The sequence below is a fragment of the Streptomyces sp. NBC_00885 genome, assembly GCF_045207475.1.
Lineage (GTDB): Bacteria > Actinomycetota > Actinomycetes > Streptomycetales > Streptomycetaceae > Streptomyces.
In genome coordinates, this window is sequence record NZ_CP108796.1 from 2,329,421 (window position 1) to 2,348,079 (window position 18,659).

At 68.4% G+C, this 18,659-nt stretch carries 17 protein-coding genes and 2 pseudogenes; 1 reads left to right on the plus strand and 18 read right to left on the minus strand.

The features are described 5' to 3' along the window. Nucleotides 1-14: 14 nt before the first annotated feature. From pyrH to rpsB, 3 genes are all read right to left on the minus strand, one after another. On the minus strand, nucleotides 15-797 hold the full coding sequence (gene pyrH, locus OHA61_RS10145; RefSeq protein WP_266488844.1) for a UMP kinase: 783 nt from the start codon (nucleotides 795-797) through the stop codon (nucleotides 15-17). Nucleotides 798-956: 159 nt separating this feature from the next. Continuing rightward, the gene (gene tsf, locus OHA61_RS10150) at nucleotides 957-1,793 is read right to left on the minus strand and encodes a translation elongation factor Ts (protein ID WP_406302830.1); all 837 of its coding nucleotides are present in this window, start codon (nucleotides 1,791-1,793) and stop codon (nucleotides 957-959) included. Between the two features lie 106 nt (nucleotides 1,794-1,899). Next, nucleotides 1,900-2,814: a 30S ribosomal protein S2 gene (rpsB, locus tag OHA61_RS10155; RefSeq protein WP_324986977.1), complete on the minus strand. Its 915-nt coding sequence runs from the start codon at nucleotides 2,812-2,814 to the stop codon at nucleotides 1,900-1,902. Nucleotides 2,815-3,161: 347 nt separating this feature from the next. Here rpsB and OHA61_RS10160 point away from each other — a divergent pair. Beyond that, a pseudogene (locus OHA61_RS10160) lies at nucleotides 3,162-3,611 on the plus strand (M23 family metallopeptidase); the annotation flags it as partial. Between the two features lie 205 nt (nucleotides 3,612-3,816). Here OHA61_RS10160 and OHA61_RS10165 read toward each other — a convergent pair. The 15 genes and pseudogenes from OHA61_RS10165 to lepB all read right to left on the minus strand — a co-directional run bounded on the left by OHA61_RS10165 (nucleotide 3,817) and on the right by lepB (nucleotide 18,612). After that, on the minus strand, nucleotides 3,817-4,374 hold the full coding sequence (locus tag OHA61_RS10165; RefSeq protein ID WP_324988251.1) for a helix-turn-helix domain-containing protein: 558 nt from the start codon (nucleotides 4,372-4,374) through the stop codon (nucleotides 3,817-3,819). 71 nt (nucleotides 4,375-4,445) lie between these two features. After that, nucleotides 4,446-5,282, minus strand: a complete 837-nt coding sequence (gene whiG, locus OHA61_RS10170; protein ID WP_266488838.1) for an RNA polymerase sigma factor WhiG — start codon at nucleotides 5,280-5,282, stop codon at nucleotides 4,446-4,448. Nucleotides 5,283-5,525: 243 nt separating this feature from the next. After that, the gene (gene dprA, locus OHA61_RS10175; RefSeq protein ID WP_406302831.1) at nucleotides 5,526-6,713 is read right to left on the minus strand and encodes a DNA-processing protein DprA; all 1,188 of its coding nucleotides are present in this window, start codon (nucleotides 6,711-6,713) and stop codon (nucleotides 5,526-5,528) included. Then, nucleotides 6,713-7,408, minus strand: a complete 696-nt coding sequence (locus OHA61_RS10180) for an ATP-binding protein (protein WP_406302832.1) — start codon at nucleotides 7,406-7,408, stop codon at nucleotides 6,713-6,715. Before OHA61_RS10180 ends, dprA begins: the two co-directional genes overlap by 1 nt. Before the next feature lie 188 nt (nucleotides 7,409-7,596). After that, nucleotides 7,597-8,478, minus strand: a complete 882-nt coding sequence (locus OHA61_RS10185; RefSeq protein WP_406302833.1) for a pentapeptide repeat-containing protein — start codon at nucleotides 8,476-8,478, stop codon at nucleotides 7,597-7,599. A 1,113-nt stretch (nucleotides 8,479-9,591) separates the two neighbouring features. Beyond that, the gene (locus OHA61_RS10190; protein WP_406302834.1) at nucleotides 9,592-10,512 is read right to left on the minus strand and encodes a hypothetical protein; all 921 of its coding nucleotides are present in this window, start codon (nucleotides 10,510-10,512) and stop codon (nucleotides 9,592-9,594) included. Between the two features lie 136 nt (nucleotides 10,513-10,648). Continuing rightward, the gene (locus tag OHA61_RS10195; RefSeq protein WP_406302835.1) at nucleotides 10,649-11,245 is read right to left on the minus strand and encodes a DUF6262 family protein; all 597 of its coding nucleotides are present in this window, start codon (nucleotides 11,243-11,245) and stop codon (nucleotides 10,649-10,651) included. Beyond that, on the minus strand, nucleotides 11,242-11,529 hold the full coding sequence (locus OHA61_RS10200) for a hypothetical protein (RefSeq protein ID WP_406302836.1): 288 nt from the start codon (nucleotides 11,527-11,529) through the stop codon (nucleotides 11,242-11,244). Before OHA61_RS10200 ends, OHA61_RS10195 begins: the two co-directional genes overlap by 4 nt. Then, complete coding sequence (locus OHA61_RS10205) at nucleotides 11,526-14,171, minus strand: tyrosine-type recombinase/integrase (protein ID WP_406302837.1); 2,646 nt, start codon at nucleotides 14,169-14,171, stop codon at nucleotides 11,526-11,528. Before OHA61_RS10205 ends, OHA61_RS10200 begins: the two co-directional genes overlap by 4 nt. Then, nucleotides 14,168-15,361 carry a tyrosine-type recombinase/integrase gene (locus OHA61_RS10210; protein ID WP_406302838.1) on the minus strand — a complete coding sequence of 398 codons (1,194 nt, stop codon included), beginning with the start codon at nucleotides 15,359-15,361 and terminating at the stop codon, nucleotides 14,168-14,170. The genes OHA61_RS10205 and OHA61_RS10210 overlap by 4 nt, the downstream gene beginning before the upstream one ends. Before the next feature lie 124 nt (nucleotides 15,362-15,485). Continuing rightward, nucleotides 15,486-16,460 (minus strand): annotated as a pseudogene (locus OHA61_RS10215) (ATP-binding protein); the annotation flags it as partial. Further along, nucleotides 16,460-16,822, minus strand: a complete 363-nt coding sequence (locus tag OHA61_RS10220) for a YraN family protein (protein ID WP_406302839.1) — start codon at nucleotides 16,820-16,822, stop codon at nucleotides 16,460-16,462. The pseudogene OHA61_RS10215 and the gene OHA61_RS10220, both read right to left, overlap by 1 nt. A 132-nt stretch (nucleotides 16,823-16,954) precedes the next feature. Then, nucleotides 16,955-17,263, minus strand: a complete 309-nt coding sequence (locus OHA61_RS10225; protein WP_003993268.1) for a DUF2469 domain-containing protein — start codon at nucleotides 17,261-17,263, stop codon at nucleotides 16,955-16,957. Nucleotides 17,264-17,318: 55 nt separating this feature from the next. Further along, nucleotides 17,319-17,825: an NUDIX hydrolase gene (locus OHA61_RS10230; RefSeq protein WP_406307310.1), complete on the minus strand. Its 507-nt coding sequence runs from the start codon at nucleotides 17,823-17,825 to the stop codon at nucleotides 17,319-17,321. Nucleotides 17,826-17,847: 22 nt separating this feature from the next. Next, on the minus strand, nucleotides 17,848-18,612 hold the full coding sequence (gene lepB / locus OHA61_RS10235; protein ID WP_406302840.1) for a signal peptidase I: 765 nt from the start codon (nucleotides 18,610-18,612) through the stop codon (nucleotides 17,848-17,850). Nucleotides 18,613-18,659: the final 47 nt, after the last annotated feature.

The window sequence follows — 18,659 nt, forward strand, 5'->3', positions numbered from 1 at the left end:
GGAAGCCCCCGGGGTCAGGCCCTGGTGCCCTGGTCGCTCACGAGCGTGCCGATCTTCTCACCCTTGACGGCCCGAGCGATATTGCCTTCTGCGAGCAGTTCGAAGACAAGGATCGGAAGGGCGTTGTCGCGGCAGAGAGTGATGGCCGTGGCGTCGGCGACCTTGAGGTTGCGGGAGAGCACCTCGCCGTACTCCAGCGCGTCGAACTTCACCGCGTCGGGATTGGTCTTGGGGTCGGAGTCGTAGACCCCGTCGACGCCGTTCTTGCCCATCAGCAGGGCTTCGGCGTCGATCTCCAGGGCGCGCTGCGCGGCGGTGGTGTCGGTGGAGAAGTACGGCATGCCCATACCGGCGCCGAAGATGACCACGCGCCCCTTCTCCAGGTGGCGCACGGCGCGCAGCGGGATGTACGGCTCCGCGACCTGCCCCATGGTGATGGCGGTCTGGACACGGGAGTCGATGCCCTCCTTCTCCAGGAAGTCCTGGAGGGCGAGGCAGTTCATCACCGTGCCGAGCATGCCCATGTAGTCGGAGCGGGCCCGGTCCATGCCGCGCTGCTGCAGTTCGGCCCCGCGGAAGAAGTTGCCGCCACCGATGACGACCGCGATCTGCGCACCGTCGCGGACGACCGCGGCGATCTCGCGCGCGATGGCGTGTACGACGTCGGGGTCGACGCCGAGTCCGCCGCCGCCGGCGAAGGCCTCACCGGACAGCTTCAGCATGAAGCGCCCGGCCTTGTTGACGTCGTGGTCGCTCTTGTCGTCGGCTGCCTGATTGGCGTCCGCGCCCTTGTTCATGGAGATCTCCTCGTGCACATACGAAGAAGGCCATTGCCTTGGGGTGCTGGTGTCCCTGTCGGCAATGGCCTCCTCGTCAGATCTGCGGTCTCCGGCGCGAGCGCGACCGGCGACTGCGTAAGAAACCCTAGCGGGCTCCCGTGTCGATCGCTTAACGGGTCAGATGCCGACCTTGATGCGCGAGAAGCGCTTCAGCGTGACACCGGCCTCGTCCAGGACCTTCTGGACGGACTTCTTGTTGTCGAGCGCGTAGGGCTGACCAAGGAGGGTGGCCTCCTTGAAGAAGCCGTTGACGCGACCCTCGACGATCTTCGGGAGGGCGGCCTCGGGCTTGCCCTCGGCGCGGGTGGTCTCCTCGGCGACGCGACGCTCGGACTCGACGACCTCTGCCGGGACGTCCTCGCGGGAGAGGTACTTCGGCGCGAAGGCGGCGATGTGCTGCGCGACACCCTTGGCGACCTCGGCGTTCGCCTTGTCGAGCTCGACAAGGACACCGATCTGCGGCGGGAGGTCAGGCATGGTGCGGTGCATGTACGCCGTGACGTAGGCACCGGAGAACTGCGCGAAGCGGTCGAGGACGATCTTCTCGCCGAGGTTGGCGTTGGCCTCGTCGACGAACGCCTGGACGGTCTTGCCGGCCTCGATCTCGGAGGCGAGCAGCGCGTCGATGTCGGCCGGAGAGGTCGCGGCGACGTGCACGGCCAGGGCGTTGGCGACGGCCTGGAACTTCTCACCCTTGGCGACGAAGTCCGTCTCGCACTTCAGCTCGACGAGGACACCGGAGGTGTTGTCGTCGGCGATCAGGGAGACGACGGCACCGTTCTCGGCGGAGCGGCCCTCGCGCTTGGCGACGCCCTTCTGGCCCTTGATACGCAGGGCCTCGACGGCCTTGTCGACGTTGCCCTCGGCCTCGTCCAGCGCCTTCTTGCAGTCCATCATGCCGGCGCCGGTGAGCTCGCGGAGCTTCTTGACGTCAGCGGCGGTGTAGTTCGCCATGTCCTTGAATCTCTCTCGAAAGTCGAAAGTCGAAGATCTACGGGTGAGCGGCGGGGGCCGGCGCTTGTGGCACCGTCCCCCGCCGTCAACTACCGAACCTGTGTGGTCAGGCCTGCTCGGCGTCCGCGGCCGGCTTCTCAGCCTCGTCGGCCGGGGCGGCCTCAGCGGCCGGAGCCTCAGCAGCGGCCTCAGCCGGCTTCTCGGCCTCGGCGGCGGCCGGAGCCTCGGCGTCGTCGGCCTTCTTCTCGCCCTCGAGGAGGTCGCGCTCCCACTCGGCCAGCGGCTCGCCGGCGGCCTTCTCGCCCGGCTTGGAGTCACCGGTGGCGACGCCGGAACGGGCGATGAGGCCCTCGGCGACGGCGTCGGCGATCACGCGGGTGAGCAGGGTGACGGAGCGGATGGCGTCGTCGTTGCCCGGGATCTTGTAGTCGACCTCGTCCGGGTCGCAGTTGGTGTCCAGGATCGCGACGACCGGGATGTGGAGCTTGCGCGCCTCACCGACGGCGATGTGCTCCTTCTTGGTGTCGACGATCCAGACGGCGCTGGGCACCTTCTGCATCTCGCGGATACCACCAAGGGTCTTCTCCAGCTTGGCCTTCTCGCGGGAGAGGACCAGGAGCTCCTTCTTGGTGAGGCCGGACGCGGCCACATCCTCGAAGTCGATCTGCTCGAGCTCCTTCAGACGCTGAAGGCGCTTGTAGACGGTGGAGAAGTTGGTGAGCATGCCGCCCAGCCAACGCTGGTTGACGTACGGCATGCCAACGCGCGTCGCCTGCTCGGCGATGGCCTCCTGGGCCTGCTTCTTGGTGCCGACGAACATGATGGAGCCGCCGTGGGCGACGGTCTCCTTGACGAACTCGTAGGCGCGGTCGATGTACGACAGCGACTGGAGCAGGTCGATGATGTAGATGCCGTTGCGCTCCGTGAAGATGAATCGCTTCATCTTCGGGTTCCAACGACGGGTCTGGTGACCGAAGTGGACGCCGCTTTCCAGCAGCTCCCGCATCGTGACGACGGCCATGGCCGTATCTCCTTGGGTTCTCGGTTATGTCCTGACGCCCCGACGCGCCGTGCCACAAGGGACCGAGGAGCGCGGCCACCGACCTGAAGAGGATGTGGTGGCGGGGCGTGCGAAGTCGACCCGGTGACCCGGATCGCCAGAAGAAGTGTACGGGACCCGCGCAGTGCCGGGTGACGGAGCTGTCCACAACCGGTCGGTACTCCACAGATCGGGACCATGATCCACTCGGCCGCGGGATTCGCGGGACGGTCTGTGCCATGAACCGCGCCCTGTTTCGCAGTCTTCTCGTCCTGCTCGTGTCGATGCTTTCCCTGGCCTGGGCGGGCACCGGCCCAGCCCGGGCCGGTGATTCCCGCAGCCGGAGCTGGCCGCTGGGGCCGCCCCGTCCCGTCGTCGTGCGCGGGTGGGAGCCGCCGGCCTCGGCGTACGGGGCGGGGCACCGCGGGGTGGATCTGGCCGCGCCGCCCGGCACAGAGGTCCGGGCGGCCGCGCCCGGCCGGGTCTCGTTCGCGGGCCGGGTCGCGGGCCGCGGCGTGCTGTCCGTGACCCTCACCGGTACGGGTGACCCGCCGCTGCGCACCACCTACGAACCGGTGCGCCCACTGCTGGCCGAGGGCGCGGAAGTGAGCGCGGGCCAGGTGGTTGCGACCATGGAGGCGGGGCCGTCGCACTGTGCTTCGGGGTGCCTGCACTGGGGGCTGCTGCGCGGGAGGGAGTATCTGGATCCGCTGTCCCTGCTGCCGCCCTGGCTGCTGCGCCGTCCCCCCTCCAGGCTGCTGCCGGTGTTCGGCGTCCCGGCTCTGGAGTCGACCAATGCTGTGGATGTCCCCGCGGTGCGCGCGGTGCAGACGCCGGTTCTGGCGGGTGCGGGCGGGGCGCTGCACGCTGTGATGCTCGCGGTCACCGCCGCCGTGTCTCAGTGGCTACTCCGGCGTGGCCGGGCGACCGGCCCGCACGGGCCGGGTACGCGCGGCACGCGGCCTGAAGCGGGCCCGCGCCGGCTCAGCCCCGTACGCCTCGCAGAGCCATCGCCACGGCCGCGTCGGCGATCGCCTCCGGGTCCTCCGCCACACCGATCTCGATCCGGCGCACCGCCGCGTCCACGACACCCTGCAGCAGCATCGCCGCCAGCCGGGGCTGCTCCTGGCGCAGCTCGCCCAGCGCCTCCACGATCATCGCGATCAGCCCGCCGTGCGCGGCACGGATCTTCTCCCGTGCCCCGGCGTCCAGCTCGCTCGCGGAAATCGCGACAACCGCCCGGTGACGCCGGTCGCCCACGAGGTCCAGCTGCTTGCGTACGTACGCCTCGACCTTGCCCTCCGCCGTGTCCGCCTGCTGCATCGCAGTCTCGACCTCCGCCGCCCAGACGGGGAAGTCGACCGCGCACAGCTCTTCGACGACCGCGGCCCGAGAGCGGAAGTACTCATAGACGGAGGACCTGGCCAGGCCGGTGCGCTCGGCGAGGGCGGGGAAGGTCAGCGCCTCCGTGCCGCCCTCGGACAGCAAGGAGCGTGCGGCGTCCAGCAGGGCGCCGCGCTGCATGGTCCGGTGCTCGGCCACGGAGGCCGCTCGAATCCTTGGCACGCCTCCACTGTACGGATGCAGGCGGATGAGGCAGGGAGGATTCGGCGTCAGCGCCCGACGTCGGCCAGCTTCGCGCGCAGTTGCAGGACCGACTTCGTGTGGATCTGGCTGACCCGGCTCTCGGTGACACCGAGAACATTGCCGATCTCGGCGAGGGTGAGGCCCTCGTAGTAGTAGAGGGTGACGACGGTCTTCTCGCGCTCGGGCAGGGTGTTGATCGCGCGGGCGAGCAGTCGGCGCAACTCCCGGTCCTCGGCCACCTCGACCGGGTTGTCGGCGGCCGTGTCCTCAAGAGTGTCCATCAGGCTGAGCCGGTCGCCGCCCTCGCCGCCCACGTGCAGCAGCTCCTCCAGCGCCACGACGTTGGCCAGTGACAACTGGCTGAAAACCGCGTGCAGTTCGTCCACCGCGATCCCCATCTCGGCGGCGACCTCGCACTCCGTCGGCGTACGCCGCAGCTGCGCCTCCAGGGTGCCGTAGGCCCGCTCCACGGCCCTGGCCTTCTGCCGCACGGAGCGCGGAATCCAGTCCAGGGCGCGCAGTTCGTCGATCATCGCGCCACGGATCCGGGTGATGGCGTACGTCTCGAACTTGATCGACCGGTCGATGTCGAACTTCTCGATGGCGTCGATGAGTCCGAAGACTCCGGAGGAGACGAAGTCCGCTTGTTCAACATTGGACGGCAGCCCCACGCTCACCCGTCCCGCGACGTACTTCACCAGAGGCGAGTAGTGCAGGATCAACTGCTCCCGCAGCCGCTCGTCACCCGTGGCCTTGTACGACCGCCACAACTCGTCGAGCGACGAAGGAGCGGGGGGCCGCACGGTGCCTCGGGCAGCGGGGGGCACTGCCGCGCGGTCAGACCCGGAGGTGTGCTGGGGCATGCGTTGCCTTGAGCCGTTCTGCTGTGAGGGGGGAGGGGGACGAGCGTCTGGGCCGGAACCTTGGTGAGCGTAGCGTGACTGTGGCGTTGCGGTGGGCGAAGGTCGAGGGAACGAACCTGTGCGGGTATCTGCTGTCGCCCACACCTTCGAACCGGGGCGGCCACCGCGCGCGCCGGGCTCTCAGATGTCGCCGAGGGGCCTGCAAAGCTCATCGGCATCACCTTTTCACCCGAATGCTCCAGGTCAAGGACCGCCTCGCCGCGCGTTCGAACCGCGGATCGCGCTGCGCGTCAAGTGCCATCCGTCTCCGTGCCGTTCGACGAACCCCAGCGAGTGCAGTTCGTACAGCCTGCCGAGCGTCTCGTCGGTCGTGGTTCCGGCAGCCCGCGCCAGCCGGCCGCCGTCGGCCGCGCCGCGCGCCGGCATGGCCTCAAGAACCCGCGCGCTGACGGGATCCAGCAGATCCCTCGGGAGCACAGGCCCCCGCCGGTCCGGGGCGAGATCACCGATGTCCCCGACCAGCTCGGCCACTTCGGCGGCATCGGTGACCAGCACACCCTCCCCGCGCAGGAGTTCGTGCACGCCCGCCGAGAGTCCGCTGGTGGCCGGCCCCGGGACTCCCATCGTGTAGCGGCCGAGCTTCTGCGCGCTGCGCGCGGTGACCAGCGAACCGCTGCGGTATTCGGCCTCGACGACCACGGTGCCCCTGGTGAGGGCAGCGATGACCCGGTTGCGCAGGACGAATCTGCTGGGCGTGGGATGGTCGCTGGGCGGCAACTCTCCGATGACCAGCCCCTGTTCGGCGATGCGTCCGATCAATTCGGCATGTCCGCGCGGATAGACGACATCGACCCCGCAGGCGAGTACGGCGACGGTGGCCCCGCCCGCGGCGAGTACGCCCCGGTGCGCCGAGCCGTCGACCCCGTAGGCCGCCCCCGACACCACGACCCAGCCGCGCTCGGCAAGCCCCGAGCCGAGCGTGGCCGCCATGTGCGCCCCGTACGGAGTGCAGGCCCGCGCTCCGACGACGGCGACCGAGCGCAGTGCCCATTTCCGCAGGTCGGCCCGCCCCCGCACCCAGAGTCCGATCGGTCTGGCGTCATGCAGGTCGTCGAGCTGCGTCGGCCATTCCTGGTCGCCGGGGCAGATGAAGCGTCCACCGACCGCGGCGACCGACGCCAGGTCGCGGTCGGGGTCAGCCCCCGCAGCCCGTATCCGGTAGCCCGCGAGCCGCCTGGCCGTGGCTCCGGTCAGCCCTGCGTCCTCGTGCTCCGCTGCGGTGAGCCGCGCCATGAGCCCTTGCGCGCCGAACTCACGCAGCCACCGCCCGCCGTGCTCGTCCCCCGGCTCGATCACCCGCGTCAGCGCGGCCCGTGCGAACCGCTCACGCTCCCCGGCGACCGCCCGGAGCTCGCCCCCTGCGTCCGGCATCACAGCCCTCCCGTGCCGACGGGCATGGGCGCACCGCGCGCGATGCCCGTACGCAGCTCCAGAGCCAGGTCGACGTCGCAGGCCTGCGGCCGCTCCCGCCCCGCGAGGTCCGCGATCGTCCACGCCACCCGCAGCACTCGGTCAATGCCCCGCGCCGTGAGCAGTCCCCGTTCCATGTCCCGCTCGGCCGCGGCCAGCGCCCCGGGCGCGACGAGCCAGCGCGTACGCAGCTCATGCCCCGGCACCTCGCTGTTGACCGTCCACGGCGTGCCCTGCAGCCGGGCCGCGGCGCGCTCCCTGGCCTCCCGCACCCGGGCCGCGACGACCGCCGTCGGCTCGCCCCGGCCGCCCTGGCACATCAGGTCTCCGCGGTTGACGGGCTCGACCCCGACCCGCAGATCGACCCGGTCGAGCAAGGGCCCGGACAGCCGCGCCTGATACCGCCGGATCACCGACGGCGGACACTCACATCCCGCCCCCTGCAGCGTGTGCCGCCCACACGGGCAGGGATTGGCCGCCAGAACCATCAGGAAGCGGGCCGGCAGCCGCACCACTCCCGCGCTCCGCGCCACGACCACAAGCCCGGATTCCAGCGGCTGTCTCAAAGCATCGAGCGCCTTGCCCGAGAACTCGGGCGTCTCTTGGACTTTACCGATCCCCCATCTGGCCGGATCGGCTCTGGGCTGGTCTAACACGTCACGTAGGTGTCAGCGATGTGCCTCATGTTGGGTGTCTGGTTCCGTGGGTGGGGGCTGGTCCCGATAGCGTGCCGCCCGAAGTACGTGACATGAAGGACAGGCTCCGGTGGCGAAGTGGTGGGTCCGGTACGTGATGCCTCCACGCGCACGCCAACCACTTGCAGGAACCCCGAGGTCTTGGTCGATCACTGCGGCATGCGACTTTCGAGCTCAGCGATCCGTGCCTTGACCGCCGGATCTTCGGCGAGCCGCGGCGGAAGTTTCGTCTTTGATGTGATGTCGGCGGAGATGACCTGTTTCAGCTCCACCACCGCGCCGGTCAGGTCCGCGCTGTCCAAGTCCGCACCGGTCAGCTTCGCATTGCTGAGGTCCGAGCTGGTCAAATCCGCGCCGGTTAGATCCGCGGCCTCCAGGTCCGCACCGTCCAAGTGCGCCTCGTGCAAGTTCGCCTCGTACAAGTCCGCGAAGTCCAGCTTCACGCCACTCAGGTCCGCACCGTTCAGGTCCGCACCCTTCAGGTGCGCCACAATCAGGTTCGCATTGCTGAGGTCCGCGCCGGTCAGGTCCGCGCTGTCTAAGTCCGCGCCGACGATGTACACGCCCGACAGGTCTACGCCCTGCAACTCTGCGTCGTACAGATTCAGGTCCGAAGGTCTTGGGGTTTGGATATCGGGAAGTTGGGCGAAGCGAAGATCGGCTCTGTAGTTGCGGCGGTCGTGTGCGGGGTTGCGGGTAGCGAGCACGATGAAGGCGGCCTGTACGTCAGCCGGGACGCCCACGCCTCGGCCTGGAGGCTTGCTCGCATGCGTGCGGACGTAGGTCGCCAGGACGTTGGCGATGGTGGGTTGGTCACGGGGGGAGTCCTCCATGATGCGCTGCAGGGCGTAGATGCCGCCCAAACGCACATCCACTGCGTCGTCCCCGAGGTTGTCCACGGCTGCGGTGTACCGGTCGGTGATCTGCCCTTCTTTCCCGAGGCTCAACTCCGCACGACTGACCTTCAGCTCGTCGCGCACCTGGGCATTGGAGTACAACAAGCCTGCCGCTGTCACGACGGAGGCGATCACGACCGCAGCCAGCTCGATCCGGCGCGCCCAACCCAAGCCCGCCGGGGCACCATCTGCCTCGTGTAACCCACGGTCGGCGGGTTCCCGGGTAGTGCGCCAAGCCACTCGGTGCAGCTGCTGACTGCGTCGGTGGTACATAGGGCCTATTGGATCTCTGCCTCCCGTCTTCCGCATTTCTTGGTGTCCTGCAGGGACCCTTTTCATGATCCCTATGGATTCGCCGGTCCTTTCTGTGGACTGACCTGCTACAGGGAGGGACGGAAGCCCGTCCGAACCCAAGGGATGTCGCACAAACAGCGGATACCTGCCGCTGCACGACGCCCCATAGTCTCCGGAGCAGCTTGCTGGTCTCTTCGGTGGTTTGTGCTGTGCGGCATCTCGGTAGCGCGGCCGCCACAACGCAATATGGCACCATGAACGTCCCCCACACGGCGCCTGGCACTGTTCGAATCGAGATCCTCAACGGGAGTGGGGCTACCGCCCAGGCTGTCCACGCGTGCCTGGCAGGCCGCCACCGGCTGGTGTCAGATTTGGAGCAGCTGACTGGGCAACCTGAAGGTACTCGCTGGCAGTTCTTCGCAGACCTGACCAGCCCCGCCGTCAACGGTGGCCCCCCGCCCCTCACCTCGGGGCCACCTAAGAACATCTCTGTCAGAGCGCGATGCTCCACAAAAGCTCACGTGCAGACTGTGGCGCAGGACCTGGAAGAAGCCTTCTGGTGCGTGGTCCCGGAAATCCAAAGGGACGATGAGGCCGACGCGTGGTTCTGTGACGTGGTCGTCGACCCCAGTCACCGGCCACCAGGTGCGGCCTGAGCGGCGGCGTCACCCCAGCTCGGCGCGGGCTTTTCTCCATCGTGACGGTGCCGGAGTCCGGCAGCCCCGCAGCCGACCACGCGGCCTGTGCGCGAGGTAGGCCCTCGGGGAGTATCGGCACGGCGGGTAGCGGTTGGGTGTTCAGTTTGTTGAACATCTGGTGGTGGCGGGTGGTCAGCGTTTGATGCGTCCACGGACGGCGAGGACAGCGAGGGCGAGGAGGGTGGGTTCCAGGAGGCGGGAGGTCATCTCGATGTAGGTGCCGACGGTGGTCCCCCGCGCCTGCGTATAGCGCCGCCTAGCTGATTACGAAGGGAATCAGTGCCACCTCCACATCCCACGGCGTCGACGACGGAGACCTCAGCACGAAGCTGTACTGGCGACCGTCGTTATCGGGAACAGCGGCGGAGACACAGCGCGGGTGATTTGCCAGCAACTGAGTGGCCTTCTCCACGATCGGCTCCGGCTGGGCCGCGTGGATGAACAGCGGAAGCACTGCGAAGCGGTCGTAGCGGGTCAGGTAGCCGAACAGCTGGTCGATGGCGTCAGGGAACTTCGATGCGCCCTTCCAAATTTTGCACTCGCCGACGAGAACGTTCCGGTCCTCGATCCGCAGCAGAAGATCGGTTTTCCCCGCACCGTTCAGGCTTTCCGCAGTGCAGCGGCCCGCGAACGCTGCGCCGAGCGCGACCAGGAGGACGTCTCGGATGTCTTCCTCGCCCTTTCCTCGGGTGGTGGAGGGGAGACGTTCGATCTGGTTGCGGGCGTGGCGCAGAACACGGAGAGCTTCGGTATAGAGCTCGGCGTCGGCCTTCTCATGGTCAGGCCGACGCTCTCCGGCCTTGCGAATGCGCAGGCTGTCGGTGATCTGGTAGCTGTCGTATTCGAAGTCACGGCGGATCCTGTCGAGTTCTTTCGCCCACTTCTGCTGGGGCGTCTCTTCCTCGGATCCGGAGTATCTCTCCACCCCGTTGCGGTAGGCGCGGAGCATCCTCTCGAACACGGCTATGGCACGGGTGACCTGTTCGGGGTCACTCCAGGTGATGTGGTCGGCGTAGGAAGAGAAGAGTTGCTTCCTCTGGGCGCCGGAGGTGTCGTTCGGAGGTCCGGGGGTGAAGCCGCTGCCGTCCCAACAGGCTTGGAGGGGGGAGAGCTCGATCCGGGAGCTAATCTCCCGCATGCAGGTGCGGGTCGGGCCGCTGACTAAGTCTGATGCCATAAGGGGTGAGGATAGTGACCTCGTGGTGGATAGGGTCCGGTGTCCGTCCAAGAGCCAGGCGGCCTTCTCGGGCCAGACGTGGTCGGTCAGCCATAGGTGAGGGGGACGAAGCCGTCGCCATCGTCGGCCTCGTCCTTCAGGGCCGGGCGTCGGCCGGAGCGGTCTGCTGGAGTTCGAGGAGTTGAACTTCGAGGTCGCCGATGCGTTTGTCGGAGAAGCGGAGGTTGGTGCGGGCTCCTTCGAGGCGTTCTTGGAGCTTGCGGTGCTCTTGTGTCACCTGTTGGAGACGGCGCTTGAGGGTGGTGTTCTCTGTGGTGAGGTGCTGGAGGGACTCGCCAGGGACCATGCCATCGGCGTCACGGAGCTGGCCCATGAGCTCGCCGATCCGCTGCCGCTGTACCAGGACCTCGTTCTGGGTCCGGGTGAGTTCGGCCTCGGCGTTCAGGGCGCGCTCACGCCAGGACGCCTCGATCTGCTCGTGCTTCTCGCCGGTGCGCCGGTCGTGGCGGCTCTTGCTGTCGGCGACGGCCTGCTGGACGAGAGCACGGGCGTCGGGGTTCTCGTAGAGAAACGTGGGAGACACGGCCGCCCGCTCGGCGATCGCCCGCACTGCGAGCCGGCCGCGTTCGCGGCGGAGTTGGGTGATGGCCTTCTCGACGCGGGTGAGTTTGTCCTGGGTCTGCTGGCGGCGGGCGGCGATGGCCGCCGCGGTCTGACCGGGGCCGGAGGTCATGGCGTCTCCTTGTCCTCGTCGGCCGGCTGGGTCGTGCCGACGACCGTGATCGCGCCGCTGGCGGCGTACTCGATCGCCGCGGTGGTGTCCGCGCCGATGTAGAGCTCGCTCGACGACTCGACGCGGAGGTGCCCCAGCCGCCGGGCCGCCACGAGTTCGGCGCTTTCGGTGTACTTGGTCAGCGCGGTGGTGTCCGCGCGGATGTAGGCCTCGCTTGACGCGGTGCGGCTGTGTCCCAGCTGCTGACGGGCCAGGGTCCGCAGGTGGCGGTCAGCAGCGGTCATGACAGGTCCTCGCTGTTGTCATCGGTGTCGTACTCGTCGTCGAAGTCGACATCGCCGTGGTCCTCGAGCTGGGCAAGTTCGCTGGCGCGGAACGCGGTGGCCCAGACCCGGCCGAAGTAGTCCTGGGGGCGTCGCAGGTCCAGGGCGAGGGCTTCATCAAGGAGACCGACGCCGGCCAGGGCCTTCTCCAGGCCGTCGATCGCGCGGGCGGTCGGTTCGAAGAGCTGGTGGAGGTAGTCGGCGACATTGGGGTCGGACGCGCCTTCGGCGACCGCGCGCCACTGCTCGCGCTTGCGGTGCCAGTAGACGAGGTCGGCGCCGGACATCACGAACTTCTCGCAGTTGTGGCAGTCCAGTTTCCAGGGGCATGCGCCGCCGTCAACCACGGCCTGGAAGGTGCAGAAGCCGCCCTCGGCCGGGGTGGACTTGCGGGTGAGGTCGATCATCATGGCCTCGGCCTGCTCGCGGCTCATCGGTTCGCCGCCGGACAGCACCACACCCGGTTCAGGGGCGCCGGGGCCGGTGACCCAGATCGCCTGGAGGGCGTCCTCAAGCTGCCGGTCAGTGCTGGCGATGTGCACGTAGTGCTCGGCCATCGCCTCGGAGACCTGCCCGAGGTAGCGCTTGACTTGAGTGAGGTTCGCCCCGTTCTTGAGCAGGTTGGTGGCCAGGGTGTGACGAGCCTGGTGGGTGACGACGTAGATGTCGGTGAGCGAATCGACCCACTTGCGGAACTGGGTGTTGAACCAGCCGTAGCTGACGCCCTTGACGTGCTGCCGGTTCGAGTTCCTGCTGGGAAACAACGCGATCTTCCGGCGTTCTTCTCCGGTAGGTTCGCGGCCCTCGCGCCCCAGGAACCTGTTGATCGTCTTGGCCTGGCGCTGCTGAAGCCGTTCGTAGAGGCGTTCAGGGATGCGGATGGCCTCGTCGTAGTTGCCGACCTTGGTTGCGTCGTACCAAAACATCGGAAGCCCCCCGAGGCGGCCGATGCACTCCAGCCGCAGCTCCAGCACCTCGCGGCAGCGGCGGCCGGTAATGACCAGGGCCTCCCAGCAATCCAGCAGACCCCGGTCGTCGACGTCCAGGGCATCCAGGGCCTGCAGGTTGGTCTCGTTCGCGACGGCCTTGGCAACGTCATCAGGGAAGGGACGGCGCCGCCTCTGCGTGCGCTTGCCCGGGGGGAGTGCGAGGACGAATGAGCGGTCCAGTCCGAGGCGTTCGACCTCCCCGGTCTCCATAAGAGCCGTGCGCAGGGCGCGGCGGATCCCGTTGAAGTAGTCGCAGACCATGCCCTCTGTGACGGGATCGTTCTGGCTGCTGCGGCGGCGGCTCGCCGCCAATGGTGACAGTCCGTTAAGGACTCGGTGCCGCTGGTCGGCGACGAAGTCGACCATGTGGCGGCCTTCCAGCAGGCGGGGATCGTGACCTCCGCCGGGAGCCTGAACCTCCAGGAATGCGCTGAGCTCCGCGCATCCGCGCCGCATCGCATCGAAGGGCCCGGTGCTGCGGGGTGGGACGGTCAGCAGCCGGTTCGCCATGTGGTCCCAGACCATGTCCCGCAGCCACCGCTGGGAGATGTGGATCAGATCGATCTGCCCACCGTGGGTGCCGAATCGGATCCCAAAGTGCTCGGTCTCGATGTAACCGGCGTCCCGGGTGTCCTCACGGGTGAAGTAGATCAGCCGCAGCATGCGGAGCATCCCTCGGGCCACCTGTGCCGGGAAGGGGCGTGCCTGTTCGAGATCGAGGTCGGCCAGCGAGTTGACCTTGCGGGTTCGGCAGTCGTCGGCCACGTACTGGATCCAGGGCAGTGGCCAGTGCCCGGCCTCGACCTTTGACTGGGTCCGCTGCCCCATGCACCACTGGATCTCGGCCTTCACCAGCGGACGCAGCCCGAGCAGGGACACCTTCCCGTCCATGCGATGGGCCGGGTCCGTCTCCGCGCACCATTTCCGGAACGCCAGCTCGTCGCTGTAGAGCACCGGGATCGGCTTGTCCCGGTCGGCCAGCCACCGTCCCCACTGGTGTGGCAGCCGGGCCAGGCCCGGCGAGCCGGCCTTGTGGTAGCGGCTGACGTGGCGCTGACACAGCCCGATCGGGTTTTCTGCAAGGCTGGCGCAGGCCAGCACCCGGCAGTCGCCGAAGGGCACGAAGGGCTTCTCCGATGCGAGCCACGCATCGTAATCCGGCTCCCCCTCGCCGAACCTATTCCTCCACCCCTTCTTGCGCGCCTGCCACCGTTTGCTGTGCAGGAAGCACAGGGGGGACGCTCCCGAAGCCGGGATGCCAGGGCAGATAGTGCAGTCCTCGGGCTGATACCAGGACACCGGCTTCAGCGGCTCGGCGGTCCGCATGAAGTCGCCGAGCAACCCGCCCGCCGCCTTCTGCGTGGCCCACTCGATCTCGTGGATGGAGCAGAACGACCGGGTCACCTCCTGAGCCCGCTCGCACAGCGGGACCGTGCAAATCCACCCGTAGGTGTCATGTTCCCCCGGCATGCGGATCACGTCCTGGCGGAACAGATCAGCGTCGAAGCCGGGCGCCTGCATCAGCGCGTGCAGCAATTCCAGCCGGTCGCCGGTGGTTCGGCTTGGCTGGTCGGGGTTGATGACGGGCAGCAGGTTGCGGATGGGCTCGCTCACGCCTCCTCACCCCAGACCGCCTTCAGCGCGCCGATGAACTCCGGGGAGTGCATGTCGGGATGCCCGTAGACCTCGTCGACGGTCTGCACCGATGCCCAGTGGCCTGCCTCCTTGGCCACCCAGCTGTTGTTGTTCGTCACGTCGAGGATCTTGCTGGTGGTCGAGTGCCGGAACGCGTGCGGCTTGATGCGGCCGGGCAGCTCGGCCCGCTTACCGGCTCGCCGCAGCACCCCGCGGGCCGCGTCCGCCGTCCACGGCTCGCCGATCTGCGGTCCGGCGAGCTGGATCAGGAGCATGCCGTGCCCCGTCGCGAACTTCGCATACTCGGTCGTCATGTACTTGAAGTAGGAGCTGATCATGGCTGGGCTGACCCGGTAGATCTCACCGCCGGTGATCACGCCGTCGACCAGATTCCAGTCTTCCTTCTTCTTCGCCTTGGCCCGGTTTCGGTTGCCCTGCCGGTGGCAGACGTGGACGTGCGGGCTCTTGTCCTCGCCGCAGGCCGCGTTCTCACGAAGGTGCAGGTCGACCAGGTGCAGGCCGGTCAGCCCGCCGATCCGCAGGGTCGTGTCGGACAGCCAGGTCACGACCATCTCGTCGCGGGCCGTGTTCACCGCGCTCATCAGCTCCGGGCGGGCTCCGTCGGGCAGCATCTTCGGATGCCTCCGTCGCGTTCCCTGCGGCGGTGCCAGCGGATTGGTCTTGACCGACGTCATCGTGTGGCCCAGGATCGCCCGATTCTTGTCGGCCTTGGTCGGCAGCCTCTCGACGTCCAGCTCGGCGCGCAGTTGCTCGTTGATGCCCCGGGTCACGCATTGGTGCAGGTAGAAGCCCTTCAAGACGGTCGCCGAAATCGACAGTGCCGACGTGCCGTACGGACGCTTCGGCGGCACCCGCCAAGGCTGCCCGTACGGCATCGACACCTGAGCGCCCACTGCCCCCTGGTAGCGGTGGAGATCCTGCATCGCGATCGTCTCTGTGGTCAAGCCCTCACGGAACCGCCACCGCAAATGGTCGACGAGGTAGTACGCGTACGGCTCCTGCGACCCCGACCCTTCATAGGGACGCAGGTAGCTCTCCGCCTCCTCATCGACCGAGCAGTCCGGCCAGAGGATCGCGTACGACCAGCCGCCGTCAGCCCGTTTGATCTTCTGTACCCGTAGGTCATTCAGCACCAGCGTGCTTCGCATCAGGCCCTCTTCCCGTTCATCCCGAATAGGACGAAGAGAACCAAACCGTTAGCTAAAGGCCCACGCGACGCGGCCGAAGTGCGTCTTAACGAGCGACATGATCACGGAACTAGTGGTCGCTAAAATCGAGGAACAGCACGCCCCTGTGGGCGAGCGAGACCGCCCCCGGTCTCGGCAGGCCGTTTCCTCCGCCGACGAGCGACTGCATCGTCGCCGAATGGTGCGGCGCGCAGTACGGAGCCGTCCGTACCAAAGGCTCGCCCGGCGGCAGGATGCCGGCCACCGAGTGAACGGCCGTGACCTCCAAGGACTCCCGTCTGGTCAGCGGTGGCAGCAACCCGGGCAGCCGCTCGGCCAGCATGGTCTTGCCCGCGCCGGGCGGTCCGTGCAGCAGCAGATGGTGGCCGCCGGCCGCCGCGACCTCCAGCGCCGCCCGTGCCGCGCGCTGCCCGGCGACATCGGCCAGGTCCGGCCCTTCGCCGGGCTCCCTCGCCAGCCCCGTGCCGACCCCCGCACCCGGCACCATCAGCCCGGCCAGCATGGGATCCGGCCTGCCTTCCGCGACCGGTTCCTCCTCGGGCACCGGTTCATTGGTCAGCACGGCGATGAGCTGGCGCAGGCTGCGGACGCCCAGCACCGAGACACCCGGCACCAGCGAGGCTTCCCCCGCGGTCTGCTCCGGGACGACCACCTGCCGGTAGCCCGCCTCGGCGGCCGCGAGGACGGCCGGCATCACTCCGCGTACGGGTCTCACCCTGCCGTCCAGGCCGAGCTCTCCGATCATGACCAGGTCGGCGATGTCCTTGGCGTCGATGCGTTCCGCCGCACCGAGCACCGCGCAGGCAACCGCCAGATCGAATCCGCTGCCGCCTTTGGGGACGGAAGCCGGGCTGAGCCCTACGGTCAGCTTCTTCTGCGGCCACTCCGCGCCGGAGTTCACCAGCGCCGCCCTCACCCGGTCCCGGCTCTCCGACAGGCTCTTGTCGGGCAGTCCCACCAGCGTGAAGGCGGCCACGCCCGGCTCCAGGTCCGCCTGAACCTCGACCACCACGCCCTCGACGCCGACAAGCGCCACCGAACACGCACGCGCGAACCCCATCAGGCCACCCCCCGCGCATGCTCAACAGTGGGTGCGCCGCGCCTGGGCAGCACCACACCCACCAGGTCGATGCGCACGCCACCGGGCGGCGGCCCGCCGGTGCGCTGGAGCCAGCACTCGGCCAGTCGCCTCAGCCGCTCCGCCTTCGCCGGCGTGACCGCAGCCATCGGATGCTCGAACGAGCCCGCCCTGCGGGTCTTGACCTCGCAGACGACCACGGTGTCGCCGTCCCGGGCCACGATGTCGATCTCACCGGCCCGCCCGCAGCGCCAGTTCCTCGCCAGAACCGTCATCCCGGCCGCGGCCAGCAGCCGCGCCGCCAAGTCCTCGCCGTACCGCCCCAGTGCCCCCGTCGCGTTCATATCGGCACCACCTCCGGCACCGACTCTGACGCGTAGGGCGTCCACTTGTGGATCTTGGTGGACAACCCCTCGATTGTGGATAACCCAGTCACCCAGGAGTGCGCTCACGAAGGAGCGCACTCACCCGGGAGTTCAGCCGCTCGGGAGTTCCAGATCGCTCTTGTTGAGCTCTTCGATATTCACGTCCTTGAACGTGAGCACCCGCACCTGCTTGACGAACCTGGCCGGTCGGTACATGTCCCAAACCCACGCGTCCGCCATCGAGACTTCGAAGAAGACCTCGCCCTGTACCGAGTGCACCTGCATCTCATAGTCATTGGTGAGGTAGAAGCGACGCTCGGTCTCGATCACATATTTGAACAGCCCGACGACGTCTCGGTACTCCCGGTAGAGCTTCAGCTCCATCTCGGTCTCGTACTTCTCGAGGTCCTCGGCGCTCATGGCATGTTCCCCTTCAGCCGTGCGTCCCCCTATTGTGCGCCAGCCCCGCGGGCCCCTAGACGATTTCGGGGGCCAGGACAATCGGCGTACTCGGAGGACCCTCGTCGAGCAGCGTTCGCAGCAGCTCGGCGAGCCTGGTCGGATACACCGTCTCACGGGCCGCCGACAGTTCGGCGGAGGTCCACCACCTCAGACCCCCGACACTGCGCCGCTCAAGCTCCGTCAGTCCGCCCGGGGCCGTTGCCGTCTGCGCCGTACGCGCCAGGAAGTACCACTCGTCCTGGTCCCAGCGGCGTCCGTCGAACGGAAATGAGCAGGTCCGCCGCCACAGCACCGGCCCCAGCTCGACCTCTGTGATCCCCGTCTCCTCGGCCAGCTCGCGCAGCGCGGCCTGCTCCCGGGTCTCCTCGCCCTCCAGACCGCCGCCCGGCGTGAACCACCAGCGGTCGGCCGGATCCTGCGGCTCGTACCCGTGCATCAGCAGAATGCGGTCATCGGGATCGAGCAGGACGACCCGGGCCACTTTCCGCAGCTCGCCGAGCGCCTGCTCCTCGTCCGACACCGGCTCGCCATGGGCCGGTCCCTCATCCGACACCGGCGCTCGCCTTCTTGCGCCCGGCGCCGCCCGCCGCCCCACGCCGCCTCCCCGGCAGCCTGCGCGCGATGGGACCGTACAGAGCCCCGGCCACGATCAGCGCGGCCCCGACCGCCACCGACCCGACCACCAGCTTCACCGGTCCCGGCCGGGACACCCCGCCCGGCAGCGCGGCGAAGCCCTCGGGCCGCTCCAGCAGGCCGCCGTCCAGGGGCCATGCCACGGCGTCCAGCCGTGCCTCCACGGCCGAGCGCGGCACCGACCCCTGGCCGGGGTCCTGAAGGTGTACCCGGGAGTCCTGCGAACCCATGCGCTCGTCGCCCAGCAGGAACAGCTGCCCCTTGGGCACGGTCGCCGTGAAGGTGTTCGACGCGGGTCCCTCGGTGCGCAGATACGGTTCCTCGATGGCCTTGCCGTTGACGGTCAGCTTGCCGCCGTCGCCGCAGCAGGCGATCGTGTCGCCGCCCACGCCGACCACACGCTTCACCATCGGCATGTCGCCCCACTGCTTGTCGCGGAAGACCACGATGTCCCCGCGCCGCACCTGGTCGCCGTCTATCCGCTCCGCGAGCACCCGGTCTCCGGCGTGCACGGTCGGTGTCATCGAGTCGGTCGGCACGGTGTACGGCTGGTAGACCACGGCCCCCCAGATGAACCCTCCGAGGAAGAGCACAGAGCCGACGGCCACGGCCAGACCCGACAGCGCATTGCCGAGCCGGCCGTGGCCGTCGTCCGTACGTTCTGTTCCGCTCATCCCAGCGCTCCCCACCTCGGAGATTCGGTCCCCGGACATCGTGCCCC

Coding starts and splice junctions, on each gene's coding strand:
- pyrH (WP_266488844.1), bottom strand. CDS start 797: ATGAACAAGGGCGCGGACGCCAATCAGGCAGCCGACGACAAGAGCGAC.
- tsf (WP_406302830.1), bottom strand. CDS start 1,793: ATGGCGAACTACACCGCCGCTGACGTCAAGAAGCTCCGCGAGCTCACC.
- rpsB (WP_324986977.1), bottom strand. CDS start 2,814: ATGGCCGTCGTCACGATGCGGGAGCTGCTGGAAAGCGGCGTCCACTTC.
- whiG (WP_266488838.1), bottom strand. CDS start 5,282: ATGCCCCAGCACACCTCCGGGTCTGACCGCGCGGCAGTGCCCCCCGCT.
- dprA (WP_406302831.1), bottom strand. CDS start 6,713: ATGCCGGACGCAGGGGGCGAGCTCCGGGCGGTCGCCGGGGAGCGTGAG.
- OHA61_RS10190 (WP_406302834.1), bottom strand. CDS start 10,512: ATGGCATCAGACTTAGTCAGCGGCCCGACCCGCACCTGCATGCGGGAG.
- OHA61_RS10195 (WP_406302835.1), bottom strand. CDS start 11,245: ATGACCTCCGGCCCCGGTCAGACCGCGGCGGCCATCGCCGCCCGCCGC.
- OHA61_RS10200 (WP_406302836.1), bottom strand. CDS start 11,529: ATGACCGCTGCTGACCGCCACCTGCGGACCCTGGCCCGTCAGCAGCTG.
- OHA61_RS10210 (WP_406302838.1), bottom strand. CDS start 15,361: ATGCGAAGCACGCTGGTGCTGAATGACCTACGGGTACAGAAGATCAAA.
- OHA61_RS10220 (WP_406302839.1), bottom strand. CDS start 16,822: ATGAACGCGACGGGGGCACTGGGGCGGTACGGCGAGGACTTGGCGGCG.
- OHA61_RS10225 (WP_003993268.1), bottom strand. CDS start 17,263: ATGAGCGCCGAGGACCTCGAGAAGTACGAGACCGAGATGGAGCTGAAG.
- lepB (WP_406302840.1), bottom strand. CDS start 18,612: ATGAGCGGAACAGAACGTACGGACGACGGCCACGGCCGGCTCGGCAAT.